This window comes from Ellagibacter sp., assembly GCF_048412355.1.
In the GTDB taxonomy this organism is placed as follows: domain Bacteria; phylum Actinomycetota; class Coriobacteriia; order Coriobacteriales; family Eggerthellaceae; genus Ellagibacter.
Window position 1 is genome coordinate 36,288 of the sequence record NZ_DBFSAP010000051.1, and the last position, 25,716, is coordinate 62,003.

A 25,716-nucleotide genomic window follows, 5' to 3' on the forward strand; every position below is an offset into this window, starting at 1 on the left:
GACGGGCACTATGAATATCGTCTCGGCGAAACAGCAGGTGAAAGACACTGTTGAGGCATACTTGAAGAGGGATGACGCGGGGCTGCTCTCGATTGCCTCCGTGCACCAGCGACCGATTTTCTTGGTGGGCGCGCCGGGAATCGGCAAGACCGCAATCATGGAGCAGGTCGCCCGCGAGCTGGGCATCGGCATCGTGTCGTACTCCATGACGCATCATACGCGCCAGAGCGCGCTCGGCCTTCCCCATATCGAGCATCGGGAATTCGAGGGGAGGGAATTCGATACATCCGAGTACACGATGTCGGAGATCATCGCGGCGATTTACGATTACATGGAGCGCACGGGGTTGCGCGAGGGCATCCTGTTCCTCGATGAGATTAACTGCGTTTCGGAGACGCTGTACCCCTCGATGCTCCAGTTCCTGCAGTTCAAGACGTTCGGTAAACATAAGGTGCCTGAGGGATGGGTCATCGTGTGCGCGGGCAACCCGCCCGAGTACAACCGCTCGGTGCACGAGTTCGACATCGTAACGCTCGACCGTTTGCGCGAAATCGACGTCGAGCCCGACTACGGCGCGTGGAAGACCTATGCTTCCGAAGCGGGTCTTCACCCCGCCGTGACCACGTTCCTCGAGGCGAAGAAGGACTGCTTCTACAAGGTCGAATCGCGGCCAGGCGGCGGCAAATCGTTCGTGACGGCCCGCGGTTGGGAGGATTTGGCGAAGGTCATCTCGCTGTACGAACAGATGGGCAAGCCGGTGAACCGCGACTTGTTCGTGCAGTTCTTGCGCGACGACGACATTGCTGACCAGTTCACCGTGTACTACTCGCTGTTCGAGAAGTATCGCTCCGACTATCAGGTGGGGTCGATTCTTTCCGGCACTGCGACGCCGTCCATCAAAGATCGCGCGAAGGCAGCGCCCTTCGACGAGCGCATTGCGCTTCTTGGCCTGATGATCGATACGCTGTCGGCGGACTGCTCGAAGGCGCTCGACCAGGAGGGCATAGTTGTGACGCTTCGCGACTTGCTGCGCGAGACGAAGCCTGAGTTCCTCGCAGGTGCGAGCGTTGACGAGGCGCTTGCCCCCCGCGTGTCCGAACGCGAACGCAAGCTGGCGAGAAAGATCGAATCTGGCACCGCCTCGCGGAAGTTCGTTCGCGAGGAGCGCTTGGTCATCGATTTGCTGAAGGGCTTTGCGGCGCAGTGCATGCTCGAGAAGGCGACCGAGGGTGATGTTGCGTTCCATGCCATCGAGCGCGCGTACAAAGCTGAGGTCTCGAAGATTTCGCCTTTGGTCGATGCCGCGGGCGAGCGCATGAGCAACGCGTTCGACTTCATCGACGAGACGCTCAGCAGCCGCGAGATGCTCGTATTTCTGGCCGAGCTTACTACGCGCAAGCCGACCACGCGCTTCATCTCCCATTATGGAAACGAGAAGTACTACGAGCACAACCAGGAGCTTCAGGTTGATGCGGCTCGCATGGGGCTCACCGAGCGGGTGAGCAAGCTTGCCGAGATCGATGCCTCGCTGGCAGAAGAGCGCGAGGTGGGCGAGCCCGGTGCGGTCGGGATGCGCGTCGGTTCGAAGCCAAAGGGCGAGCCGGGTGCGACGGCGGGCTCGCGCGGCGCGGCGACTTCCTCAACACCTGCGGTCGGCGCGGCGACTTCCGCCCCTGTTTCTGCAGCTTCTGCGAGCGCACAGGGCTCGCAAAACGTGCCGGCGGAGATTCCTGCGGGCGCGCTTGCAAAACACTATGGTGGGAAACAGTTCGAGTACGGTTTCGCGAGCGTGTGCAAGATGCTCTTGCCGCGCGAGGAGCTCAAAGGCAAGAAGGTGCTCGACATATGCTGCAGGCGCGGGCGCGGCGTATACAAGCTCAGCTCCCTGGTCGGCGATAGCGGCGAGGTGATGGGCGTCGATTGGAGTCCGTCGTATGTCGAAGAGGCGAAAGACGGTATGAGCCGCGCGTGGCACGAGAGCGGGCTTTCGCGCAACAACATGGAGTTCCGCGTCGCCTTCCCCGAAGACCTGATCGGCGCAGGCATCGGGTCGTCCGTCTACGATGCGATCTACGTGAATAACGTGATTACGCTTTTCTACGACCAGGAGCAGGCAATACGGGAATTTGGCCGCGTCCTGAAACCGGGCGGACTACTGATTTTGGAGACAATCTTCGCGGACCGGCCGCGCACCGACTCGGTCGTGGACGAGGCTCGCTCCATCGGCAACAGCGTGCAGGCGGCGCGAACCGAGCAGGAAAACGTCGCGTGGCTTGAAGCTGCGGGTTTCGAGGCGCCCTCTGTCGAAGAGTCCTTCGAGGTTGAGGCAGATCGCGGTTACAAGGCGGGGCATACCGTGCCGAAGGTGGCAGGAGACGAAAACGTGAAGTTCACGGCCGTGTCTCTCTACGTTCGCAAGAAGCGCTAAACTTTACGGCTAGGCGTCGTGCCTTGCAAAGGGAATGAGGCGTCTGCCGGGCCGCTGCGGCTTGGCAGGCGCCTTCGCATAAAAGGGGAAAACAATGGTTGAAGTGCCTGTTGACAAGCGGTTTCGTGGGTCGGTTCGGCTGGTGACGCTGCTGTTGTGGCGCATCGCGAAGTCGACCGATGTGGAAGATGGCTTTCGTGCTGCGCGCGAGCTCAAGATGTTCGATGCCGAAAACGAGGCGTTCACGAGACGCTGCTTCGCGCTCGACGCTCAGCTGGAGGCGGGCGAGGAGCTCGCGGAGCCTCTCACGATGGAGTTGGTCGACGAGCTTCAAGCGTGCGCCATCAGGTTGAACTCCGCCGACCCGGCGTAGCGTGGGCGGGGTTCTCGGCGGGGCGGCCGGCATCGGATGGGGCATTTGCTTGCGGACGCGATGCCGCCCGCAAGCTGGTCCTATTATTCTCCGAAGAGGCTCCGATCGACGGGCAATCCCTTCGTTCTTCCGCCGATTCCCCAGGTCGTATGCATATCGGCGGTTCGCGCTCCCTTCGACTGGGAACGCGCGCGGAACGTTTCGCAAAAGCCCTTGAATCCGCGCAGCAGCGATTCGGTATCTGAGTGGTTCTCGGTTTGCAAGAACGCCTTGAGCGCGTCGTAGACATCATCGCTCGCCCTACTGCGCAGGCGCGGTGCCTTCACGGCGAGCCATCCGCGCAAAGCAGCGTTCATGCTCGTGGCATCATCGTCATCGTCTGCGAACATATTCTCGATGGGCTTCCAATACTGGTCGTAGAGCCGCTCCTGCTCCTCGTATTCGACGTCGGAAAACAATAGGTTCCTCGCAAGGTCCGCCGTGGTGAGCGGCATTCCCTTCGAGTTCAGGCTCTCGAACACCGTTTGGGGATGGTCGCTTTCCTCGACCTCGGCGGCGATGATGGTCAGCTGCTTGAGGCCTCGCCATATCGTTTCCGCATCAGATTCGGCTTGCAGATAGCTTTTGAAGCGCTGGTAGTTGGAGACGACGTTTTTCGACAGGTCGTCCTCCTCGGGAAGGTCGGTGTGGTTGAGCACCGCGGTCATGGTCTCCCTGTCGAGCCGCGAGAGGGTCAGCTTCTCCTTACGTGAGCCTTCCCCAGGGGTGCGCTCGTCTGCGAGGAGGAATCGCGCGCGCAGCGTCGACGCGTCGGTGCCGTCTTCAAGCGTTACCCCTTGTTCTTCCAAATAGTCGGCCAATGCGGCGATGAGCAGCGAGATCGTTGCCGTGCGCTGCTGTCCGTCGATGATGTCGATTGCCTGCGTCTGCGCGCTTGTGAGCTCCGAATCGGGCGAATAGAGCACCGTCCCGATGAAGTGCTCGCTTTGCGTCTCGCCCGCATGCGCGCAGTCGCGCCAGAGCGTCGCGCATTGCTTGTCGCTCCAGGTGTAGACGCGCTGGTAGACGGGAATGATGAAGTGCGTGTGCGGTGCCCCGAGGTAATCGAGGAAGGTGCGCTGCGTCGTTTTCATGCCATCTCTCCTAAAGCGCCGCGTCCGTGTTGCGCATCTCGGCGCGCACGCGTTGCGCATATGCTTCGTTGTGGGCTTTCTGGCGGGTGAACCCGCTGGTCAAGGTTGGTGCGCCGTTAACCGCCCAATCCATGGTGCGGAATTTCTTCACCGCGTGGTAGCGGTAGTTTTCCGCCCAGACGAAGCAGAAGTTGCGCAGCTCTCGCAAAAGGTCCTCGGTCGTGCCGGTGTAGTCGTCCTCGACGTAGCGCTTGAAGATGCTGTACACCTCGCCGGGCCCGTGCGCACGAACCTTTCGGAACCTTACCGAAAGCCACCCTTGGATCGCGTTGTCGAGCCGAAGGGAGCCGGGGTCGGGCACGAACAGGCTCTCGATGATGCTCCAGTACGTGTCGTAGAGATAGGTTTGCTGCGTGTGCGTTTCGGCGAGCAGAAGATAGTTTCGTACCAGGTCAGCGGTGGTAAGAGGTGCACCTTTGGAGTTCAAACTCTCGAAGATCGGCTGTGCGCTCTCCGTCTTCTCGACTTCGGCGAAGATGACGGAAAGCAGGTTGAGCCCCTGCCAGAGCGCTTCGGCGTCGAAATCGGGCTCGGCCATTTTCTCGCTGAAGAACGCGAGGTTGTGCGCGATGGACTCCGAGGTGATCGCGTCGGGGGCGGCCCCGCGCAGCGCGTCGAAGTAGGAGGCGCGGTCCCCTCGGGAGAGCACGAGCTTGCCGGGGAGGTTCGAGTCGCCGTCGAGCAAAAGGTAGCGCGCCTCGATTTCGCCTGCCGTGGTATGAACGAGGGTGGTGCCCGTGTTCTTCAGGTGGCGAACGAGCGCGATCAGGATAAGCGAAACGGTTGTCGTGCGCTGCTGGCCGTCCACGATGGAGAAGCGGGCGTTGCCATTCTCGTCGTTGCGCTCGGGGGCGTAGAGGAGCGTTCCGACGAAGTGCTGCGAGGCGGACCGCGCGGCACGGAAAATGTCGAGCCAGAGTTCCTCGCATTGGCGGCGCTTCCACGAATATGCTCGCTGATAAGGTGGAATAACGAATCGAGTTCGGGATGCGCCCACGATATCGAGCAAAAGCGCATTACTGGTTTGCATACGAACTCCTCAGGTACGGTGGTGTGTTCTTTTGTTTAAGTATGCGGTGTGCGGGGGGTTCGCTTGGACGGTGCGGGAATTATGGGACGAATCGCACGGCTTTGTTATGGAACGGGCGTAAGCCTTCGCGCGGGTGGGCTTCCCTCGTTGTAGCCCGAGGCGAGCCTGTTTTCCACCAGGTGTGCGGCTTGCTTGGGTGCCTTCCTAGTCGTAATACCCCAGGTCGAAGCCGGCGTCCTTGGAGCCGCACCCTCCCTGGTAGCACGTGGGGCGGAAGTTGAGCACCTTGTTGGCAATCTCGGGCTGCGTGCGAAGTTTCACGAGCATGTTATAGACTGCCGCGCCGTCGATGGCGACGATACGGTCGTTCTTCGATTTCATGGCGAAGTAGACGTCGGCGGCAGTACGCCCATCGACGGAAATCGGGTCTTCGATGTCGTCGAAATGGCGCGGCTCGGGAAGGTCGACGAAGGCGCAGAACTCGCGGTAGATGTCGTCATTCTCGGGCGCGAAGAGCGTTTTCGAGTAATCGGGTCGATGGGAGAGATGCGACGTCTCCTCGTTGAGCTGGGAATCGAGCTCCGCGAAGTATCGGCGCGCGGTTTCTCCTCGCGATGCCGTCTTGTCGGCAATCATCTGCTGCTCTCGTTCGTAGGATCCCATGGCGTCCCCCTTCGGCTCGGCAATACGCGTTCCTCCTATGCAAGATACGCTGCAGTGAGGACAAGTCAACACTCAATCGGAGTGTAGCCGATGTAGGAGGCTCGCTTTAGTATTATGGAACCGATGGGAAACGCGGCGATTTGCGAGGGAGGCCCTCTATGGCGATGGAAATGCTCAATGACGTCATGACTTCGGCGTACTTGGCGAGAATCGGATGGGAAGGCGACGCCCCGGTGACGAGGGAGACGCTCGATGGCTTGGTGTACGCGCATCAGTGCAGCGTCCCGTTCGAGACCGCCGATCTGGTTGCGCTTGGGGAAGCGCCCTCTCTTGAGATGGGCGACCTCTATCAAAAGATCGTTGTCGATCGCCATGGTGGATTTTGCTTCGAGCTGAACAAGATGTTCGAGCTGCTGCTTCGTTCGGTGGGCTTCGAGGTGCGTCCCTGCCTCAGCCGAGCTGTCCGCGGCAGGGAAGGACGCATGCCGATCAACCACCGGGGCACGCTTGTTTCCCTTGACGGGGAGCTGCTTTCGGTCGACGTCGGGTTCGGCGGACCGCTTCCCGCGGGTTCGCTTGTCGTCTGCGACGAGCGTGAGCAGACGGTTCGCGGCGAGGTGTACATTCCACGCCGTATCGACGAGCACTGGTGGGCCATCGACCGGATTTCGCAGGCGAAGCGCGACCTGTACGGCGACGAGGGCCCGTCGAGGCGCCAGACTGAGCTTGAGTTCTGCCTTGCCGCTGTCGAGGATATTGATTTTGCGGCGTTGAGTTTGGCCTGTTCACAGCCTGGGACCGTGTTCCGCGATACCGTGATGGCGAATATCCGCACGGCTTCCGGCTTCAAAAGCATTGGCCGCGGGGTGTTGAATGTGCGCGAATCCGGCGTGAGCGAAAAGACTCCGCTCGAAGATGATGCTTCGGTCTCGGCGGCGCTTCGGGAACACTTCGGTTTCACGCCATATTGCGCTCGCTAGGAAGGTGTGGGACAATACTTAAGCGCATTCGCGCAATCATGGTCGCTTGGCGCAGCGGGAGCGCAAGTGCCTTACAAGCACTGGGTCGGGGGTTCAAATCCCTCAGCGACCACCAGATATTCGACGGGCCACGGGTTTTCCGTGGCCCGTTTTTTCTTTCGGCGGAGGATTGTTCGCGTCTTGACGGCTCGTCGGGCCTGCCTGTTTTCCGTCGACGTCGTGCCAGGTTCCTGCCGGGTTTCTGCAAGGTTTTTTCGATTTCGCGCTTCGTTTCTGCCGAGAAATGGCGCGTATTCAGGGACTTGCTGCCAGGTTTTTGCGCGCTTTTTCGGAAAAGCTGACTAATCCCTGCGGATAAGGCGTGGGTTTTCGAGAAGCTATTTGCTCGAGTTGTGCCTGAATCGCTCGCTAGCATGTTCTTCACTTGGATGAGCGGAGGACTCATGAGGCGAACGAAATCGTGGATCGTTGGTATCGCGTGCGGCGTGTTATGCGCTGTCTGCGTGTTTGTGTACCTGCAGGATGCGGGTGCGCAGGTCGATGCGGCGCGCGCCGAGGCGCTCGAGCGTTTTGGCGGCGAACAAGTCGAGGTGTGCGTGGCGAAAAGGGACATCGCAGCTGGTGAGGTAGTCGATGCCTCCTCTTTCGAGAAGCGGATGTGGGTCACAGCGCTTCTGCCCGAAGACCCCCTTACGCAGGATGGCGACGTCCTTGGCAAGCAGGTGACCTCAACGGTGCTGAAAGGCGAGGTGCTGACCTCAAGGCGGTTCGAGGAGTCGTCATCTTCCATCGAGGTTCCCGGCGAGCTGACCGCCGTCAGCGTTCCTGCGCGCGATGTGCAAACGGTTGGGGGCGCGCTTCGCCCCGGGATGTTCGTCGATGTGTACGCGACGGGCTCGGCGGGAACGACGCTCATCGCCCATAACGTTTTGGTGCTTGCAACGAACGCGAGCGTGCAGTCGAAATCGGGGGCCGATTCCGTTTCATGGGTAACGCTTGCGCTCGACCCTGCGAATGTTCAGGAAATCGTATCGGTTGCGCAGAGCTCAGAGCTGTATTTCACCCTTCCTGGCGAAGACGTTCCCGAGCCGACGGTGTCGAAGTCGCTCGATGCGAACGAGGGTCAGAAGGGACCGAGTGCCCAACAGAGGTCGGGCGCGGCGTCTGATTCGGTTTCGTCTCAAGTTTCGCAACCTGACGATCGGTCCGCGGCTGCTGACTCATCGCAGGCTGAGGGCGCCTTGCCGGCGCCTGCTTCCGACCTCGACTCTGGAGAAGGGGCTTCCCATGAACGCTAAGGTTTTGCTGTGCGCCGACGAGGAGAGCGCACGTCACCCCGAGCTTATCGGCCTTCGGGAAGAGAATCTGCTCGAGCAGCCATGGCTTGCGGTTCGTACGACGGCTCGGGAAACGCGGAACTTGGCCGCGAAAAGCGCCTCGATTGAGGAAATATGGGTGGTCTCTTGCCCCGACGTCGAGCCGATTAACTTGGCTGCGGCGGTGAAGCGCGACAATCCAAGGCGTCGCGTGTCGATGCTCTGTTCGCAGCCGTCTGGCTCGCTTCATAGTCGGACGAAGGCGGCGGGAATAGATGAGACAATGACTCACCAGGTGCTTGCTGAACGTTATGCGGCGCGCAAGCGGCAGGTCCGTGCGCTAGCTTCGGGCTCGCGCGATTCCAAAAGGGAGACTGGTCCCTGCGCGGTTCCCCGCACGGGCTCGGTTTTGCCAAAACCTGTCGTTTCATCAGGTGAAAAGCGAGCTACTCTGATTACCGTCGTCAGTGGAAGCGGCGGCGCGGGTAAGAGTGCGGTATCTGCGGTTGCGGCGGCGACGTTAGCTTCGGCGGGAATCAAGACGCTGCTTCTCGATTGCGACTTCCAATTCGGGGATATGCGCGAACTGCTCGGGGCCAAGCGTGCTTACGGGGTTGACGAGGTGCTTTCCGGCGCTGTTCCCCTGTCCGATTTGCCGCGCGACGAGCAAGGGCTCTGCCTTATCGCTGCACCGAGAAGACTCGAGCAATCCGAAACGATAGTGCACGAATTGCCTGCGCTGCTCGATTCGGCAATGGCTCACTTTGACGCGATTGTTGCAAACACGGGCGCAAACTGGGGAGAGCAGCATGCGGTGCTTCTCGAGCGATCTTCTCGGGCGCTGTTCCTCGTCGATCAGAGGGCATCGTCTCTTCGGGCATGCAAGCATGCGGTCGAGCTGTGCGCTCGTTGCGGAATTGCGGCAAGCCCCTTCCTATTCGTCGCAAATCGCTGCTCGAAGCGTTCGCTGTTCTCGTCAATCGATGTGTCGTGCGCGATGCAGGGTGCGCATGCTGCCGAACTTAAAGATGGCGGAGTGGAAGTCGAGCAGGCGCTCGGTACAGGGCTTGCTTACGATTTGGTTTCCTCGCGCAACCCCTTCGCGCTAAGCGTGAGGGAGCTTATGGGCGAGGTGGCAGGGGAGGCTGCGGGCTCATTGGCTTCATCCGAGGAGTCCGAGGCGTCTTCGCGCGGGCTATTCTCCTTCAGGCGTGCTCGCCGAGAGGGGGTGCTCCCATGACGCTCCTCGATCGCGTTCGGGCGGCGGGAAATGAAACTCCTGCCGTTTCTCGGGCGACTCGCGATGAAATGCTCGAGTGGTTGAAGGGGCGGGTTCGCGAGCAGCTTCCCGCTGACGATATCGCCTCGCTTGCCAAGGGCAATCCCGAGCGGGCGCGCAACGAGATCCGAGCGGTTTGCCGGGCAGCGTTCGAGGGAAGCGGCCGCTTCGATACCGGCCTTGCGGAGCAGGAAGCGCTCGCCGACACCCTGATTGATTCCATGCTGGGATTCGGGCCGCTCGAACCTTTTCTCGCGGATGAGTCGATCACCGAGATCATGGTGAACGGGTCGCGTTCGTTGTTTTATGAGCGCGACGGTGTTTTGCATCGAAGCGAGTTTTGTTTCACGAGCGATGATGAGGTGAGGATGCTCATCGACCGCATCATCGGCCCGCTCGGCCGGCGAATCGATGAGTCGTCGCCTATGGTGAACGCCCGCCTTGCGCAGGGGCATCGCGTGAACGCCATTGTGCCTCCTCTTGCGCTCGACGGCCCGATGCTCACGATCCGAACATTCTCCTCGAGGGTCATCACCTTGCAGGACATGGTGGAGAGCGGCTCGATTGAGGAATGCGTGCAGCGCTTGCTCATCTGGGCTGTTCGCGCTCGCAAGAGCATCGCTGTTTCCGGTGGAACGGGAAGCGGCAAAACAACGCTGCTTAATGCCCTTTCTTGCCACGTTCCCCCTGATGAGAGAATCATCACGATAGAGGACTCCGCTGAGCTGCGCTTTTTGGAGCACCCTCACGTCGTGCGCCTTGAGGCTCGTCCGCGCAATGCGGAAGGGGTGGGGGAAGTCACCATTCGCGATTTGGTTGCGAACGCGCTTCGCATGCGCCCCGACCGCATCATCGTGGGCGAATGCCGTGGCGGTGAGGCGCTCGACATGCTCTCCGCGATGAACACGGGGCATGAGGGGTCGCTTACTACGCTTCATGCGAACTCTCCCAAGGAGGCGATTTCTCGCTTGGTGACCATGGTGCGCTTCGTTGCCGATTTGCCCGTCGATGTTATCGAATCGCAGATTGCGAGCGCTTTCGACCTTATCGTCCAGACGGCCCGCGGCGCCGATGGCTCGCGGATGGTATCCCAAATTGCGGTCATTTCCCCAGGTGAAAGCATAAGGGAGTGCATCGTTGCGCCGATTTACCAGCGGGATATCTGCGGCGAGGAGGGCACATGGCTCGCTGCGCCTGAATGGGTGTGTAGCTTGACGAAGAGGGGAATTGCAACCGATGAGGAGGTGCGCTCATGGAGGGAAGCCTCACTTTGCGCTCTGTAGCGGTTTTAGCGGCGTTCGGCTGTGCGCTCTTCTCGGCGCATGCCATTTTGGGAGTGCTCGGCAAAAGGCCACGTGCCGCCGCATACTCGATCGGGCCCGAAAGGGGCAAATCGGGTTGGTTCTCGTGGCTTGTTCGCAACGGGGTGGGAATCATGCGTCCTGCTGCGCGGTTTGCGCTTAGGAGCGCGAAGGTGCGCGCGACGAGCGAGAACGTTCTTGCTGCCGCAGAGGGGCGGGGGTTTGCGGCAACCGAGGAATCGGTGCTCACGCTCATCTTCGCCACGATGCTCGTCGCAGGCGTGGGCGGAGCTGCGCTCACCGCGGCTCCAATATGCGGCGTGGCCCTCGCCTTCTGCGTTGCGGCGGCGTGCGCGATCTGCGCGAAGAGCTCGGAAGACAAGCGGCGTGAGCGTATGCGAGAGGCCGTTCCCGACGCGCTGCGCTCGATGGCGGTGTGCTTTCGGTCGGGGCAGTCGCTTCTCCAGACGATGCAGCAGGTTGGGGCTGCTACGAAAGGTCCTGTTGGGGTACTGTTCCAGCGCGCAGCTCACCTTCTCGAGACGGGCGGCAGCACACGCGAGGCACTCTCGGTTTTTCAAGGGAGGAACTCGGTTCCCGAGCTCGCCTTCGTTTCCGTTGCGCTTGACGTGCAGCATCAAACGGGGGGAAGCATGGAGCGCGTGCTCGACGCCGCGCGGGAGACCGTCGAAGGTGAGCTCGAGCTCACGCGCTCGCTTCGCGTCCAAACCGCTCAGGCGAAGCTTTCGGCCCGCATTGTCAGCGTGATGCCGATTGTCCTTGTCGCCCTGTTTTCGCTGGTGAGCGAAGATTTTCTTGGTCCCTTCTTCTCGAGCTTCGCGGGGATGGCACTTCTGTGCATTGCCGTTGCCATGCAGGTCGCGGGCATCGTGTCCGTGCGCCATATGTTGAAAGTTGAGGTGGAGTGATGGTTGCGGAAAGCGGTGTCGTCGCGGTGCTTGCGGGTGTCGGGGCTTTCGGCGCAGGGCTCGTCGCGTCTGCCGGGGCCGTTCGCGCGCGCGAGAAAAGCCGTGCCGCAGCGAGGCACCGGGCTTCCCTCTCGGGGGAAGGTCTTGCTGCCTCTCGCGGGGGCAAGGGCATCTCGGACGGGGCGATCTCATTTGTCGAGGCGCGAAGCCGCGTTGCGAAGAAGCGGTCTGCCCGCCCGGTTCCCCTACGACGGGAAGAGGCCCTTGTCCAGATAATTCGACAGGCGGGCTTGGCCTCGTCGGCATCGATCGCAGGGTTTCTCGACGCGCGGCTTCGTTTGGCGCTCTTCGCAGCTGCCGCAGGTGCTCTTCTCGGGTGTGCGCTTTCCTTCGAACTTGCTGTTCTGCTTGCGATAGCGGGCGGGCTGTGGGGTTTCTCGGCTCCGAAAAGGGCGCTTGAGAAAAGAAAGAAGGAGCGGGCGGAAGAACTCGAACGGCATCTTCCCGAAATGCTCGAGGTGATCTCGCTCGGTTTGAGGAGCGGCCTGTCGTTCGATAGGAGCCTTGACGTGTACCTCGATCATTTCGACACGCTGCTCTCACGTTCCTTGGCGTCAGCTCGTCAGCAATGGTCCTTAGGGCTCGCTCGTCGGGACGACGCGCTTCGCGGTGTCGCCGAAACCTACGATTCGGCGCTTTTCTCGCGGGCGATCGAGTCCGTGATTAGGTCTTTGCGCTACGGCTCCTCGCTTGCGGAGGGGCTCGAGGCGACGGCGCGCGAAGCGAGGGCGTCGTATCGCGCGCTCAAGCAGGAGCAGGTCGCGAAGGCGCCGGTGAAAATGATGGTCCCGACAGGGACGCTCATGCTCCCCGCGATGCTCATCTTGGTGTTAGGGCCGATGCTGCTTGAACTGGTCGGCGGTTTCTAGAAAGGAAAGGTGGATGCAGGATGATGTTCATGAGAAGGGTACGTGCCGAAATCGGTCAACGTGCAATAGGCGCATGGTGTGCAGCAAAGGCGAAGCTCGCTTGCGAGAAGGGGCAGGGGACGACCGAGTACGCGATTCTCGTCGGCGTGCTCGTCGTGATCGCGATAGTCGCCATAACCTTGTTCCGGCCGAAAATCCAGGAGCTTTGGGATGCGATCGCAAACGGTATCAACGGGCTGTGACGGCCCCGAGGGCAAAGGCCGACCTCGCGCCCCTCGCCGACAAGATGCAATCGGAGCGGGGACAGGGCACGGTGGAATACGCTGTCGTGCTCGCCGGCGTGCTGTGTGCAATTATGGCGCTGGGCATGCTTGCCAAGGCGATGGGGGAAGGGCTGTTCGTGGAGCATGCGCTCATGTCGGCTTCCCATCACCTGCAGCTCGCGGCCTTAGGGTCGGTGGCGGACGTGTTCGCGTTCTAGCTTGCAAGGTATTTCGCGAAGATGCTGGTCAGGCGACCGTGGAGGCGACGTTTGCGCTCCCTGTCGCGCTGGCGTTGGTGATACTGCTCGTGCAGCCGGGCATCTTGCTCTACGACCGCATCGTCATGCAGCAAGCTGCCGCGGAAACCTGTCGCCTGCTTGCGACGACTCCTGAGGGGGACCCTTCGGGGGTGTGCAGGGCGTTCGCGCTCAGGCGGCTGGGCGCGGTGCCCGAGCAGGATTGCTTCCACGTTCACCAGGGAGGTTGCACATGGGAGGTGGAGCTTGAGGGCGGGGAGTCGAGCGATACGGTTTATGTGCGCATTGCGACGAAGGCAAGGCCGCTGCCGCTTATCGGGGTGGGAGCCCGTCTTTTGGGGGTAGTCAACGATGGCGAGGACTTCGAAGTATCCGTCGAGGCGTCGGCGCCTGTGCAGCCGACATGGGTGGCTGATGCTGCGGCGGGAAGATCGCCCTCTGAATGGATTGGAGCGTGGGTTGATGAGGCTTAGGCTCAAGGGTGGGCGCGGTGCCTTCTGGGATGACGATGGGGGATTCTCGACGCTTGGCATGGCTATTGCCCTCTTGGTCACGTTGTCCCTCGTGTTCTCGGCGGCCCAGGTGTATCGGGTCTCTTCTGCCTCTGCGGACATACAGGACGTCGCCGACGCATGCGTTCTTGCGGCGGAGGGCGAGGTTGCAGAGTTCATGATCGCCGTTCGCGTATGCGACGCCGTCGTGCTTTCCCTTTCGCTGACGAGCGCCGCGATGTTCGGCTTGGGCGTCGTTGCGCTCTGCGCTCCGCCTGCGGCAGATCTGGGGATCGAGCTGGTGAACCTGGGGACGAGGGTGCTTCAGTCGAGGAGCACCTTCGCCGAGCGTGCTGCGTCGGGTCTCAACGCCCTCCAGGAGGCACTGCCGTTTCTCGCGGCGGCGAGCGCGTATGCGACGGCGAGCTCAAACTCGGGCGGTGTCATGGCTGCGAGCTATCTCGGTGTGGCGATGCTCGTTCCCGCAGAGGGGGAGCGGATCGAGGTAGGGTCGTCGAAGGCGCTCTCCGATGCCGCCAACGCCGTGTCCGAGGATGCTGAATCGCTCAAACAAGCTTCTGAAGAGGCGGAAGAGGCTGCAGAAGAGGCCTTCTCTGCAAAGGAGGAAGGCTTCAAGCGCGATTGCGGCGATGCGCCCGCGTACTGCATGTACGAGCGCGCCGAGGCCCTTTCGAGCATTTCCCCGACATCGAACCCGCTGTTCCGCGCGGTTGATGCGTGGTCGTTTTCCGTCGCCCTCGATCGCGCGAAAGCCTATTACTCGGCGCGCTTCGAGGACGAGGCTCCTCAGTCCTCGGCGACAGAGGAGCAGGCCGAGTCCGCCTTGCGCAAGGTGTTCTACCGCTTCGCGCTTGCCGAGGTGTCGCGCGGGTTCGTGCTCGACACGGGAGATTCCTTCGACGCTTTCTTCCCTTTGTTCCCTAAGAACACGGCGGAGATGAAGGCCACAAGGCTCTATACGGACCTGGTGTTCCCGCTTGGGAAGGACTCATCGGGCGCGACGACGCTTCATGTGTGGGAAGGTTGCCCGAATGCGTCTCCTAGTATGGGCACGGCTTCGATCGCCCAGATGGAGGCAGAAAACTACCCCGTGTGCGACGTCTGCCGCTTCACCGCCTCGAGCCTTGGGAGGGTGGCCGCCGCATCGAGCTCCATCTCGAACGGCTTCGAGTACCACTACGGCGCCGTGGCACGAGCTGCAGCGGATTACACGGCAGCTCGCGAAAAGCAGGATGAGGCGGCGAAGGAGGTGAAGGGCAAAGCCGGCGGCCTGCTCGAAAAGTGCAAGGAGGCGCTCTCCGAAATTGGAGGTATGCGCATCGATGCGAAGCCTCCCGGATGCAAGGGGGCCATCTCGATGGTTGTGAACCTTGTTGCGGCGCCTGCGGATACCGGCTTCGCGAGCTCGTTTGTTGGGGGCTCGCCCTCGCTCGGGACGAGAGCCGCCGTTTCCGGTGCAACGCTGCTCGAGGAGGACAGTGAAGAGGGCCGCACGGTCGTCTCCTCGCTCCTCGACGGCCTGGCCGAAGACGGAGGAGCGGCTATTGGCGCTGCAAGGTTTGCGCTCGACGTGTGGTCGCGCGCTCTTCACGCTTACTGCGATGGGCAAGAAACAATCGACAACGCGATTCGCCATTCGCTCGATTCGTTGCCGCTCGCAAGCGCAAGCGGTTTAGGCGTATGGGCGGCAGACAAGCTTGCGGGCATCGTCGAAGCGGCGGGGTTTGCGCCTGCGAAGCTGGATGCTCTGAAACCCGTACTTGTGAGCACGGGGTACGTTGCCGCGTCTGATTCGGGTACGTTTTCTGCCAACTATCAGGTGATTCGTAATGGGGCGCTCTCGACTTCGGGCTCGTCGGCAAGCTTGTTCGACTCTCTTGTCGGGAAGGTAGAAGACGAAGCGCTTCGAACCCTTGAGGGCGCGGACGGCGCAATCGAGATCGTCCAGGTAGAGTTTCCGCTTGGCGGTGGCTCGGTTCCCATAACCATCACGCTACCCGATTCGGTGAAGCGGGCGACGGGAGGGTTGGTGAGCGCGGCGGCGGATGCGCTCCGCGGGGTTGTTGCGAGCGTTACCGGCACGAGGGTGTGGCACTGATGGGCGGGCTAAAAGAAAGGTTCGGCTGCTCGCGCGACGAGCGCGGGCAGATGACTGTCGAGCTCGCCGTGATGATCCCGGTGCTCGTCGCTATTGCGGTGATCGCGATGAACGCGATGCTCTTCTTCTCGGAGTGCGCCGCATTCGACAGGCTTGCCCGTAATGCGGTGCGCGTGTTCGCGACGTCTCCGGCATATGGCGAGGACTCAAGCCAAAGCTGCGCCTCTGCGCTTGATGCAATCGAGGAGGGAATGGGCATTGCGGACAAGGACTACCTGGAGGCAAGCGTTTCGGTGGCGAGCGAGTCGTTCGGGCAGAAGCGCTTCCGTGCGACCCTCCGCTTCACTCCGACGCTTTTCGGCATGGGCTTGAAGTCCTCCGTTTTCGGCGTGTCGCTTCCGCAGTTGGAGCATTCGACGGAGTTGGTGGTGGATGTCTACAAGCCGGGGGTGCTGTTCTGATGGGGCAGGGGCATCGGGCGCTTGCCGCCCTGCTTTCGATCGCTGTCGCCGTCGTGCTCGCGATGGCGATCGACGACGGGCTCGAAGTCGCGGGTGCGGCGACGAAGATGAGCCGCGCGCTTTGGGCTGAAGACGCGGGAGACCAGGCGAAAATCGCGCTCGGGGGCGGCCCTGATTCGAGCGACGGCGATGCTGCGGTGTCGCTCGCGGGCGAGCAAACGGGAATCGAGGCGGTGCCCTCATGGTTCGAGGAAGAGCTCTTCTCGCTCGGCGGGGCTAAGTCGGTGCGGGTTTCAGGCGGGGGCGGGGTCGTCGGATTCTCGTGCGCAAATTCGGCGGAAAGCGAGTTCTCGCAGATAGAGGGCGAACTTACGCGCAAGGGTTGGGTCGAATCGGAAACGGGCATCGAGGGGTGTTCGGTCTTTGTGAAGGAAGGGGGCGTGTGCCTGTGGACGATGGTGTCGTGCGTGCCTATGAGGGAGGGCTCAAGCGTGGTCGTGCAGTGCGCGATAAGCGAGGATTGAGGTCGGGCGATCGCGCCTGGTCGCGGCTTATGGTGGCGACGGATGGCCCGTCGAGGGCGCGCGGGCTGCTTTTGCGGCGCCGGCGCAGCGAGCCTTTGATTCTCATGCCGTGCAACGACGTGCATACCGTCGGCATGGTTCGAAAACTCGACATCGCGTTCGTCGATCGCTGCGGCGTGGTGCTCGAATCGTATCGCGCAGTGGGCCCGATGAGGCGTCTGCGATGTCCTCGTGCGGTGGCGACTATTGAGCGCTTTGCCGAATGCGGGACTTGGTTTTCAGAAGGGGATCGCGTGGGGCTTGTTGCCTATGCGGCGCAAAGAGAGCGGAAAGGACCAGCAAGATGAAAGTGTGCCCTGTGTGCAAGGCGCGGGTGTTCGACGATATGGATACTTGCTACGGATGCCTGCATCGATTCGATTCCCCCGATGCCGAAGAGGCGCATGGGGGTGTGTTCGAACCAGAGGAGCCGTCGGATTGCTCGGGAAAAGCCCGCGATTCGGTCGAAGCCGAGGAGAAAAAGAAAGGCGCACGCCCTGTGGACGTGCGCCAAAAAAGCAAAGCGGATGCGAAACCGGCTACGCGGGACCTCGTACTCCATATCGCAGTGCCGGAAGGCGCCGCGGGCGTGCGGGTTGCCGTCGATTTTGCGGGATGCGCCCCAGCTGGGCGAACGAGAGCCGCCGATGCCTAGTCGACGAGACGGTGGAATTCCTTCTCGGCTGCTTCCTGAACACGCTTGGCGATTTCAAGATAGGAGTCGAGGAGCTTGTTGCCCTCGTCGGTAAGGCTGCTCCCGTGGGCGCCATCGCGATTGAGCAGCTGGATTTCCAAGGCTGCTTCGGTTTCTTTGATGATGCGCCAGGCCTTGCTGTATGCCATGCCGATGCTCTTTGCGGCGGCGTTTAGCGAGCCCTTCTCACGCACGCCGAGGCACAGATCGGCGATGCCGCGGCCGAACACCGATCCGCTCTCGGAGTCCGGGTTCTTGATGGAAAGCCTGATGGATGGAGTGAGGTTGGTGAGCTTGCTCATGGGTTCCCCTTTTTCGACGGTTTTCTGTTTGCCTGTGGTTTCCTGATTGCTAGTTTGTCTTGCCGAGAAAAGCCGCTGCTGCGTGCTCGATGTCCTCGGTCGAGTTATCGATAACCTCTTCGAAGCGCACGTGCGCCGCGTCGAGGGATGCCAGGTTGGCGGGCACGTTGTGCTGCCCGGTCTCGTCGGCGATCAGCTCGTTGAGCTGGCATCCCGAAAGCGCAGCAGCCTCTTCGGGAAGCGGCTCTCCGGGCGCCATGCCGTGAAGCGCGCGATACACGTTGTCGCCGAACTTCGCCCAATGGGCCGTGCTCGCGATGAGCACGGGATTTTCGCCGCGCAGCTGCTCGGCGACCTTGTAGGCGACCGCGGTGTGCGGGTCGATGAGATAGCCGTTGGCGTCGAAGACCTCCTTGATGGTAGAAAGGCAGGTCTTGTTGTCGACGGAGTCGGCCGCGAACTCGGCGCGCACGGCCGCGAAGGTATCGGTATCCACGCGGAAGCACTTCTTTTCGCGCAGGTCGGACATCCAGCCGCGAACCGCCTCAGCGTTGCGCCCGGAAAGCTCGAACAGCTGGCGCTCCAGGTTGGAGGACACCAGGATGTCCATCGACGGCGACGGCGTCAGTGCGAAGTCGCGCTCGGAGATGTCGTAGGTGCCGGTGTTGATGAAGTCGGTGAGCACGCGGTTCTCGTTGCTCGCGCAGAAGAGCATTTCGATCGGGGCGCCCATGCGCTTGGCGTACCATGCGGCGAGGATGTTCCCGAAATTGCCCGTGGGGACGCAGACGTCGATCGGCTTGCCGGCTTCGACCTTGCCCTTCGCAACCAGCTCGGCGTAGCTCGAGATGTAGTACACGATCTGGGGCATGAGCCGTCCCCAGTTGATGGAGTTCGCGCTCGATAGGGTCACGTTGTGCTCGGAGAGCAGCTTCTCGGCGTACGCCTCGTCGCCGAAGACGTTCTTCACGCCGGTCTGGCAGTCGTCGAAGTTGCCGCGCACGCCCCAGACCTGCACGTTGTCGCCGGTGGTCGTGACCATCTGCTTGCGCTGGATGTCGCTCACTCCGCCATCGGGGAACAGCACGCCGATGCGCACGTGCTCGGCGTTCTTGAAGCCTTCGAGCGCGGCCTTGCCCGTGTCGCCCGAAGTTGCCACCAGGATGAGGAAGTCGTGGTCGAGCTCCCCGCGCTCGCGGAGCGCCTCGGCGCTTGCAGAGAAGAAGCGGGGCAGGCATTGCAGTGCCATGTCCTTGAACGCGCTCGTGGGACCATGCCACAGCTCGAGCACGTGAGTGTTCTCGTCGAGTGAGGTGATCGGGCAGATGCGCTCGTCGTCGAACTGGTCGCCGTAGGCGCTTTCCATAAGCGCTTCGATGCGCTCGGTCGGCAGGTCGACGCCGAAGGCGCGGTAAACCGTGGCGGCGCGCTTGGAGTAGGGCATCTCTGCCAAGCTGCAGATCTCGTCGATTGAAAGTGTCGGCACGTGAGCAGGGACGTAGAGGCCGCCTCCATGGGCCAGGCCGTCAATGACCGCCTTCGTGAAGGGGACGGGGTCGCTCACGAGGCCGCGCGTGTCGGAATAGAGGTTCTCGTTTACGCCTGCAGCCGGGGCGAAGCTGTCTTTCATATTGCAACCTTCCGCGTTCAGATAAGTCATGCTTACTATACTATCTGCGAAAACATCTTAAAGGGAAATTATCCGCAATTTTTGCAATTCAACCATTATCGCAACCTTCGCTTCGGCGTCTGTTCACAAAGTCCTTCGTAACGAAAAATTAACCACGGCGAATTATGGAGATTAGCCGCAGGAAACAAAAAAGTTCACCAAGGCTTCCAAATCGAGCCAGAGATGGCATATGATAGCTAGATGTTAACCACGGTTAGCAAAGAAAGACGAGGTAGCTATGATGCAGGAAGCAATGGCGATGGACAAAGGCATGAGCACCGCAACCGTTGCGGGACCTTCCATGGCGCAGATGCCGCTCACCTTCATGAAAACGGGCGAGACGGGCACCGTCGTCAAGGTTCGCGAAAAGGGCGATGTGCTCCATCATCTCGAGAATCTCGGCTTTGTCGCCGGCGCTGAAGTGAAGGTCGTCTCGGAGCAGGCGGGCAACTTCATCGTCGAGGTCAAAGGTGCGCAGGTCGCGCTGAATAAGCAGGTCGCACAACGAATCATCACCCGTTAGTTTTCGTGGGCGGGCGCACTTTCCGCAAAGGGGAGTGCACTTGCCCCGTGAAAAGCTAAAGCTGTAGCAAGGGGCGCATTGCGCCTGTTTTCGCAACCGCGCGGAAAGCTGCGGCGACAGGACGACTTTTGAGACAGGAAGGAAAAGGAGGAGAAGCTATGGCAGAAGCAGGTCAGGACAAGACGCTGCGCGATGTCGCCATCGGCGAGACCGCTACGGTGCGCCGCCTTGTGGGCGAGGGTGCCCTCAAGCGTCACATTATGGACATGGGCATCACCAAGGGCGTCGAGGTTTTCGTTCGCAAGGTGGCGCCGCTCGGCGACCCTATCGAGGTCACCGTTCGCGGCTATGAGCTTTCGCTGCGCAAGAGCGAAGCCGAAAGCGTGCTCGTTCTTTAGTTCGAGCAGGGCCTTCGCGGGCCTTTTTCTTTGCTTGGCGGTTAGTGGTATCTAACTTATCGAAGCGACCGCACCAACCGTTCAAGGTGCCGCCGTTTCGGCGAAGCAGCAAAGGTAAGCATCGTTGATTTTGGAAAGGTAGATCATGGGAATTCGCATTGCTCTTGCCGGCAACCCGAACTGCGGCAAGACGACCATGTTCAACGACCTGACCGGAGCCAACCAATACGTTGGCAACTGGCCTGGCGTTACTGTTGAAAAGAAGGAAGGCAAGTACACCAAGGACAAGGATGTCACGGTTACCGACCTCCCCGGCATCTATTCGCTCTCGCCGTATTCGCCTGAGGAAATCGTCGCTCGCGACTATCTTCTCGATGGCGACCCGGACGTCGTCATCAACCTGATCGACGCGACCAACCTGGAGCGCAACCTGTATTTGACCACGCAGATTCTCGAACTAGGCCTGCCTGTGGTCATCGCCCTCAACATGATGGACCTCGTCGAGAAGAACGGCGACAAGATCGACATCGACAAGCTCTCCCGTGAGCTCGGTTGCCCGATCGTTCCCACCTCGGCGCTCAAGGGCCGCGGCATGGACGAGCTCGTGAAGACCGCGATCGAGCTCGGCAAGAAGGGCGTTCCCGCTGCGCCGCAGATCCGCTTCTCCGACGAGATCGAGACGGCGCTCGCGAAGATTATCGACGTTCTCGGCTCGCGGGTTTCCTCCGCGACAGCCCGCTGGTTCGCCATCAAGGTGCTCGAGGGCGAGGAGCGCACGATTTCCCAGCTCAAGCTGACGGACGCCGACAAGAAAACGGTCGACGCCATCCGTGACGCGCTCGAGACCGAGCTTGACGATGACGCAGAGTCTATCGTGACCTCTGCCCGCTACGACGAGATCGCCGGTGTTGTCGACGACACGGTGAAGAAGTCGACCAAGGGCATGTCCACCACCCAGAAGATCGACCGCGTCGTCACGAACCGCTTCCTCGGCTTGCCGATCTTCATCGTCATTATGTTCTTCGTGTACTGGCTGGCGGTCTCCGTCGGTGGCGGCGTCGTGACCGACTGGGCTAACGACGGCATCTCCGGCGACGGCTGGCTCTACACCGGCGGCGAGGCGTTCGACGAGGCCACGGCCGAGTACGAAGACGCCCAGGCGCAGATTACCGCCTACGTTGAGAACGTCCTCGGCGAGGACGAGGTGTCCGGTCTTCCCTCCGACGACGCCCAGGAAGTGCTCGATGCGCTTGCCTTGGCCGAGCCTGAGGCTCCCGAAGACGCCACTGACGTCGATGCTATGGCCGAGTACGAAGACGCCGTTGCCGAGTACGACGATGCCCAGGCAACGATCGCGGCGTTCGATGAGGAGGCCCAGGCCAAGCACGCTGTTGCCACGATGGAGGTCGAAGGTGACGACGGCGAGGTCGAGGAGCAGGCGATCACCTTCGCTGACTACCAGGCTGCTCTTGAAGTCGAAGAGCCCGACCCCTCCGATGGTTCTTGGGGCCTGTGGATCCCGGGTCTTGGCGCTATCATCGGCAACGCCCTTGAGGCCGCCGACGTCGCCCCGTGGCTGCAGTCGCTCGTCATGGACGGCATCGTCGCAGGTGTTGGCGCCGTTATCGGCTTCATCCCGCAGATGGTGATCCTCTTTTTGCTCCTTGGCTTCCTGGAGCTGTGCGGTTACATGTCCCGCGTTGCGTTCATCATGGACCGCATCTTCCGCAAGTTCGGCCTGTCCGGCAAATCCTTCATCCCGATGCTCATCGCCTCCGGCTGCGGCGTGCCCGCCGTCATGTCAACCAAGACGATCGAGAACGAGAAGGATCGCCGCATGACGATCATGACCACCACCATGATCCCCTGCGGTGCGAAGATGCCGATCATCGCCCTCGTGTTCGGCGCGATTGCCTCTGGCAACTCCGACGCCACCTGGTATGTTGCCCCGATGTTCTACTTCATGGGCGTCGTCGCGATTATCATCTCCGGTATCATGCTGAAAAAGACCAAGCTCTTCGCCGGCGAGACCACGCCGTTTATCATGGAGCTTCCGCAGTACCACATGCCGGGCGTGAAGAACATCCTGCTCTCGATGTGGGAGCGCGTGAAGGGCTACATCATCAAAGCAGGTACCATCATCTTCCTGTCCACGATCGTCATCTGGTTCCTCATGAACTTCGGCGATGCGGGCGAGGGCTTCGGCCTGCTTGATTCCGAGGCGCCCGACTACATGGAGTACAGCCTCATGGCGGGTCTCGGCAACCTGCTGGCCTGGATTTTCGCGCCGCTTGGCTTCGCGAACTGGCAGGCCACCGCAACCGCCGCCACCGCCCTCGTTGCGAAGGAAAACGTCATCGCGACCGTCGGCATCATCACCCAGCTCGGCGACTTCGGCGAGGCGGACCCGCAGCTGTGGTACGGCTTTGCCCAGATGCTTGGCGGATCGACCGCTGCGATCGTCGCCTTCTGCGCCTTCAACCTGCTGTGCGCGCCGTGCTTCGCGGCGATGGGCGCCATCCGCCAGCAGCAGCGTTCCGCTAAGTGGTTCTGGATCACCATCGGCTACATGTGCGGCTTCGCGTGGTGCGTGGGTTGCATGCTCTACCAGTTCGTTGGTCTGGCTTTGGGCGAAGTGAGCTTCGGTATCTGGACCGTGATCGCCATCATCATCGCGGCGCTCATGCTCTTCCAAATCTTCCGCCCGATGCCGAATTACGGCAAGAAGGACGAAAAGGTTGCCCGCAAGCTTGAAACCGAGAACGAGGCAGCGTAAAGTCTACTGAGAGTAACTTTTGGGGATGCGCTTTCGGGCGCGTCCCCGATATCAAACCGCAAGAAAGGAGGCGCACTTATGATGGGTTTGGTTTGGACGCCTTCGACGATTGTCGTCGCGCTCGTCATCGCCGTGCTTGCTGTGCTGGCGGTGCGCCGCATCGCGACGCGCGGCCTGTGCGATTGCCACGACCACTGCGGCGATAGCGATAGCCCTCGAAGCGGATGTGGAAGCTGCCATGGTTGTTCCGGCTGCGGAGCGGTCGAGTGCATGGTAGCCGACATGGACAAGGCGCTCAGATAGCACGTTTTCTTACGAGCCAAGGGGAAGGCCGGGTGCGAAAGTGCCCGGCCTTCCTGCGTTTGGGGAGAGCTTTCATGCGAGCAGTCTTCTGGCGAGGCCGCTTGCGGCGCGCGAGAGGGACTCTGCGGGACTTGCTGTTTGGGCGGTTTTTCGCGAAAGCCCCCTGTAAGGTGTATGGATGTGCGCCTTCCTGTGCCTGCTTTCGGGCCGAACCGGTCGTTTTCGCGTCTGCCTTCGGGCGGGCTGCAATTTCGTGCTTCTTGCTTCTCACTTGCTCGTCACTTGCTTTTCTGGCCGCGGGGAAAGCTTATCGCGGGTTTGATTTTGCCTCAGCAGTGCGATAACCTGCGGATTCGTGAAAAGTTAGCCGCAACTTTTCATTTGCCTGTCATTTGCTTGTCACTTGCTTGTCACTTGCTTTTCTTTATAATGAAAACCTAAGGAAGCAAGGAGCTCGCCGTGAAAGATATGAAACTGCTCATTCAAGAGCTAAGCGCATATCCCGAAGAAACCGAATACCTCGAATTCAAAGAGAACTTCGTCGAGTTCGAGAAAGAGGGGAAGGACATTTGCGCTCTGGCCAATTCGGCGACGTTGCATGACGTCCGATTCGCCTACAAGGTATGGGGAGTTACCGATAAATCGCACGAGGTCGTGGGCACGTCCTTTTATCCGCGTAGGCAAAAACACGGCAACCAAGATCTGGAGATTTGGCTTCGGAGTATGTTGAGCAGCAACGTGCATTTCGAATTCGAGGAAGGGGAGGCGTTCGGGAAGCACGTCGTTGTCGCGAAGATAATGCCCGCTGCGTACCAGATTGCTCGATTTAAAAACGAAGCCTACATTCGAACGGGGAGCAGTACCCAGAAGCTCGTTCCGGGTTCTCGTCGAGAATCGGAGCTATGGGCGAAGGTTGGGCGGGCGGCGTTTGAGACGCAAGTGGCGCTCGATCGCTTGACGCTTGACGAGGTTGTGTCGCTTCTTGATATTCCCCTTTATTACGAGAAACTTGACGAGCCGATGCCCGCTCAGACGGAATCTGCGCTACACGCCCTCGAGGTCGATCGTTTCGTTGCGAAAGACGTGGATGGTTCCTATGCGATTACGAACTTAGGTGCCTTAACCATCGCGCGCGATATGTCGGCGTTTCCTCCCGTTGCCAGGAAGGCGCTGCGGGTGATCCGCTACGATGGTTCCTCTCGAATTCTCATGCAAAAAGAAGAGACGCTTTCATCTGGCTATGCCCAGTCGTTCGAAGATGCTTTTCGTTATCTTATGGCGCTTCTGCCTTCTGAAGAGCGCATCGAAGGTGCGGTAAGAAGAACGGAAGGGGAGTATCCTCAAATAGCCTTACGCGAGCTTATGGGGAACTCGCTGATCCATCAGGACTTCCAGGTTGGCGGCGCGGGACCCATGGTCGAGGTTTTCGACGGGCGTATTGAATTCACCAACCCAGGTCAGCCTTTGGTTGACGTATCTCGAATCGTGAATGACCCGCCGTGCTCGCGCAATGAGCATCTTGCGGGCGTTATGCGGCGCATGGGCATATGCGAGGAGGCGGGGACGGGTTGGGATAAAATCATCTATTCGTGCGAGCTGCTCCATCTTCCTGCTCCGCGCATTGAGCTGTACGGCGACAGCACGAGGGTGGTGCTTTATGGCCGGCGTCCCTTTAAAGATTTAACTATCGAGGAAAAGCGGGACGCATGCTATTGGCATGTGTGCGTGCGCTATGCGGCGCGTGATTATGCGAGTAATCAGTCTCTTCGCGAGCGCTTCGGATTGAAAGACTCCAACTCGGCGCAGATTTCCCGGTTGCTTAAAACATGCGTTGAACAAGGGCTGATTAAGCCCGTCGATCCGTCGACGTCGCCGAGATATATGAGATACATTCCTCAATGGGCATAAACGACAACGTGTGTCTTCCCTGCGTGTTTTTCACTTGCTCGTCACTTGCTTTTCTGGCCGCGGGGAAAGCTTATCGCGGGTTTGATTTTGCCTCAGCAGTGCGATAACCTGCGGATTCGTGAAAAGTTAGCCGCAACTTTTCATTTGCCTGTCATTTGCTTTTCACTTGCTGCTCTCACGCGGCTGTCGATGAAAGCGCGTTGACTTTGCACAGTTTTTCCTTCATGCGGGCAATCTTCTGGCGAGGCCGCTTGCGGTGATGGCGGATTCTCCTACCAACTTGCAAGACATTTGTGGAGGAATTGTAAACCATGGTTAACCCCATTGACGCGCCAGCAAGGTTAACCTAAGATAACAAATGTCAGCAGCGAGGGTTCGAATCCCCCCTCTCTCTCAAGAAAACGAACCCGCTGACCAGCACACTTCTTAATGCTGACCCGGTGGTGGAGGCTCCTCTCGTCTGGCCATCCATCACAAGCCGGTGAGGGCCTACCCCCCCCTCGCCCTCACCGGCCTCCTCTCCTCGAAACGAAACGCCTGCGGGCGTTTTTTGTTGTCCCGCCTACAG

Annotated in this window: 25 protein-coding genes and 1 tRNA gene; 21 read left to right on the forward strand and 5 right to left on the reverse strand. The window is 60.6% G+C overall.

Annotated features, from left to right (window positions below):
• Window positions 1-10: 10 nt before the first annotated feature.
• Both ACMRQN_RS08175 and ACMRQN_RS08180 read left to right on the forward strand, forming a co-directional pair.
• Window positions 11-2,428 carry a methyltransferase domain-containing protein gene (locus ACMRQN_RS08175; RefSeq protein ID WP_418734572.1) on the forward strand — a complete coding sequence of 806 codons (2,418 nt, stop codon included), beginning with the start codon at window positions 11-13 and terminating at the stop codon, window positions 2,426-2,428.
• A gap of 94 nt (window positions 2,429-2,522) precedes the next feature.
• Complete coding sequence (locus tag ACMRQN_RS08180) at window positions 2,523-2,801, forward strand: hypothetical protein (protein WP_418734573.1); 279 nt, start codon at window positions 2,523-2,525, stop codon at window positions 2,799-2,801.
• A gap of 83 nt (window positions 2,802-2,884) precedes the next feature.
• Here ACMRQN_RS08180 and ACMRQN_RS08185 read toward each other — a convergent pair whose 3' ends face one another.
• The 3 genes from ACMRQN_RS08185 to ACMRQN_RS08195 all read right to left on the reverse strand — a co-directional run bounded on the left by ACMRQN_RS08185 (window position 2,885) and on the right by ACMRQN_RS08195 (window position 5,687).
• Window positions 2,885-3,934: a DUF262 domain-containing protein gene (locus tag ACMRQN_RS08185; protein ID WP_418734574.1), complete on the reverse strand. Its 1,050-nt coding sequence runs from the start codon at window positions 3,932-3,934 to the stop codon at window positions 2,885-2,887.
• A gap of 10 nt (window positions 3,935-3,944) precedes the next feature.
• A complete protein-coding gene (locus tag ACMRQN_RS08190) occupies window positions 3,945-5,024 on the reverse strand; it encodes a DUF262 domain-containing protein (RefSeq protein ID WP_418734575.1) in 1,080 nt (359 codons plus the stop codon).
• A gap of 204 nt (window positions 5,025-5,228) precedes the next feature.
• Window positions 5,229-5,687, reverse strand: a complete 459-nt coding sequence (locus ACMRQN_RS08195) for a hypothetical protein (RefSeq protein ID WP_418734576.1) — start codon at window positions 5,685-5,687, stop codon at window positions 5,229-5,231.
• A 158-nt stretch (window positions 5,688-5,845) separates the two neighbouring features.
• Here ACMRQN_RS08195 and ACMRQN_RS08200 point away from each other — a divergent pair, with 158 nt between their 5' ends.
• From ACMRQN_RS08200 to ACMRQN_RS08265, 14 genes are all read left to right on the forward strand, one after another.
• Window positions 5,846-6,667, forward strand: a complete 822-nt coding sequence (locus tag ACMRQN_RS08200; protein ID WP_418734577.1) for an arylamine N-acetyltransferase family protein — start codon at window positions 5,846-5,848, stop codon at window positions 6,665-6,667.
• A 40-nt stretch (window positions 6,668-6,707) separates the two neighbouring features.
• Window positions 6,708-6,782, forward strand: a tRNA-Val gene (locus ACMRQN_RS08205).
• A 328-nt stretch (window positions 6,783-7,110) separates the two neighbouring features.
• Entirely contained in the window at window positions 7,111-7,965 is an 855-nt protein-coding gene (cpaB, locus tag ACMRQN_RS08210) for a Flp pilus assembly protein CpaB (protein ID WP_418734578.1), read from the forward strand.
• Window positions 7,955-9,223 carry an AAA family ATPase gene (locus tag ACMRQN_RS08215; RefSeq protein ID WP_418734579.1) on the forward strand — a complete coding sequence of 423 codons (1,269 nt, stop codon included), beginning with the start codon at window positions 7,955-7,957 and terminating at the stop codon, window positions 9,221-9,223. The genes cpaB and ACMRQN_RS08215 overlap by 11 nt, the downstream gene beginning before the upstream one ends.
• The gene (locus ACMRQN_RS08220) at window positions 9,220-10,545 is read left to right on the forward strand and encodes a CpaF family protein (protein WP_418734580.1); all 1,326 of its coding nucleotides are present in this window, start codon (window positions 9,220-9,222) and stop codon (window positions 10,543-10,545) included. The genes ACMRQN_RS08215 and ACMRQN_RS08220 overlap by 4 nt, the downstream gene beginning before the upstream one ends.
• Window positions 10,515-11,492 carry a type II secretion system F family protein gene (locus ACMRQN_RS08225; RefSeq protein WP_418734581.1) on the forward strand — a complete coding sequence of 326 codons (978 nt, stop codon included), beginning with the start codon at window positions 10,515-10,517 and terminating at the stop codon, window positions 11,490-11,492. The genes ACMRQN_RS08220 and ACMRQN_RS08225 overlap by 31 nt, the downstream gene beginning before the upstream one ends.
• Window positions 11,492-12,421, forward strand: coding sequence for a type II secretion system F family protein (locus tag ACMRQN_RS08230; protein ID WP_418734582.1), 930 nt, complete (start codon window positions 11,492-11,494; stop codon window positions 12,419-12,421). The genes ACMRQN_RS08225 and ACMRQN_RS08230 overlap by 1 nt, the downstream gene beginning before the upstream one ends.
• Before the next feature lie 29 nt (window positions 12,422-12,450).
• Complete coding sequence (locus tag ACMRQN_RS08235; RefSeq protein WP_276998839.1) at window positions 12,451-12,663, forward strand: Flp family type IVb pilin; 213 nt, start codon at window positions 12,451-12,453, stop codon at window positions 12,661-12,663.
• A complete protein-coding gene (locus ACMRQN_RS08240; RefSeq protein WP_418734583.1) occupies window positions 12,660-12,902 on the forward strand; it encodes a hypothetical protein in 243 nt (80 codons plus the stop codon). Before ACMRQN_RS08235 ends, ACMRQN_RS08240 begins: the two co-directional genes overlap by 4 nt.
• A gap of 38 nt (window positions 12,903-12,940) precedes the next feature.
• Window positions 12,941-13,414 (forward strand): TadE family protein, encoded by a 474-nt coding sequence (locus tag ACMRQN_RS08245; RefSeq protein ID WP_418734584.1) that lies wholly within the window; start codon window positions 12,941-12,943, stop codon window positions 13,412-13,414.
• Window positions 13,404-15,551: a molybdenum cofactor biosynthesis enzyme gene (locus ACMRQN_RS08250; protein ID WP_418734585.1), complete on the forward strand. Its 2,148-nt coding sequence runs from the start codon at window positions 13,404-13,406 to the stop codon at window positions 15,549-15,551. The genes ACMRQN_RS08245 and ACMRQN_RS08250 overlap by 11 nt, the downstream gene beginning before the upstream one ends.
• Window positions 15,551-16,012, forward strand: coding sequence for a TadE/TadG family type IV pilus assembly protein (locus tag ACMRQN_RS08255; RefSeq protein ID WP_418734586.1), 462 nt, complete (start codon window positions 15,551-15,553; stop codon window positions 16,010-16,012). Before ACMRQN_RS08250 ends, ACMRQN_RS08255 begins: the two co-directional genes overlap by 1 nt.
• The gene (locus tag ACMRQN_RS08260) at window positions 16,012-16,536 is read left to right on the forward strand and encodes a hypothetical protein (RefSeq protein ID WP_418734587.1); all 525 of its coding nucleotides are present in this window, start codon (window positions 16,012-16,014) and stop codon (window positions 16,534-16,536) included. Before ACMRQN_RS08255 ends, ACMRQN_RS08260 begins: the two co-directional genes overlap by 1 nt.
• Window positions 16,537-16,879: 343 nt before the next feature.
• Window positions 16,880-17,230: a hypothetical protein gene (locus ACMRQN_RS08265; protein WP_418734588.1), complete on the forward strand. Its 351-nt coding sequence runs from the start codon at window positions 16,880-16,882 to the stop codon at window positions 17,228-17,230.
• On the opposite strand, the gene ACMRQN_RS08270 is transcribed toward ACMRQN_RS08265, so the two are convergent.
• Both ACMRQN_RS08270 and thrC read right to left on the reverse strand, forming a co-directional pair.
• A complete protein-coding gene (locus tag ACMRQN_RS08270) occupies window positions 17,227-17,571 on the reverse strand; it encodes a winged helix-turn-helix domain-containing protein (RefSeq protein WP_276997833.1) in 345 nt (114 codons plus the stop codon). The genes ACMRQN_RS08265 and ACMRQN_RS08270 overlap by 4 nt on opposite strands.
• A gap of 49 nt (window positions 17,572-17,620) precedes the next feature.
• On the reverse strand, window positions 17,621-19,201 hold the full coding sequence (thrC, locus tag ACMRQN_RS08275; RefSeq protein WP_418734589.1) for a threonine synthase: 1,581 nt from the start codon (window positions 19,199-19,201) through the stop codon (window positions 17,621-17,623).
• Window positions 19,202-19,478: 277 nt separating this feature from the next.
• On the opposite strand from thrC, the gene ACMRQN_RS08280 reads away from it, so the two are divergent.
• The 5 genes from ACMRQN_RS08280 to ACMRQN_RS08300 all read left to right on the forward strand — a co-directional run bounded on the left by ACMRQN_RS08280 (window position 19,479) and on the right by ACMRQN_RS08300 (window position 25,148).
• Window positions 19,479-19,763 (forward strand): FeoA family protein, encoded by a 285-nt coding sequence (locus ACMRQN_RS08280; protein WP_277012178.1) that lies wholly within the window; start codon window positions 19,479-19,481, stop codon window positions 19,761-19,763.
• Between the two features lie 158 nt (window positions 19,764-19,921).
• Window positions 19,922-20,161 (forward strand): FeoA family protein, encoded by a 240-nt coding sequence (locus tag ACMRQN_RS08285; RefSeq protein WP_158048828.1) that lies wholly within the window; start codon window positions 19,922-19,924, stop codon window positions 20,159-20,161.
• A 145-nt stretch (window positions 20,162-20,306) separates the two neighbouring features.
• The gene (gene feoB / locus ACMRQN_RS08290) at window positions 20,307-22,937 is read left to right on the forward strand and encodes a ferrous iron transporter B (protein WP_418734590.1); all 2,631 of its coding nucleotides are present in this window, start codon (window positions 20,307-20,309) and stop codon (window positions 22,935-22,937) included.
• Between the two features lie 78 nt (window positions 22,938-23,015).
• Window positions 23,016-23,240: a hypothetical protein gene (locus ACMRQN_RS08295; RefSeq protein ID WP_417059379.1), complete on the forward strand. Its 225-nt coding sequence runs from the start codon at window positions 23,016-23,018 to the stop codon at window positions 23,238-23,240.
• A gap of 468 nt (window positions 23,241-23,708) precedes the next feature.
• The gene (locus ACMRQN_RS08300; RefSeq protein ID WP_296060812.1) at window positions 23,709-25,148 is read left to right on the forward strand and encodes an ATP-binding protein; all 1,440 of its coding nucleotides are present in this window, start codon (window positions 23,709-23,711) and stop codon (window positions 25,146-25,148) included.
• Window positions 25,149-25,716: the final 568 nt, after the last annotated feature.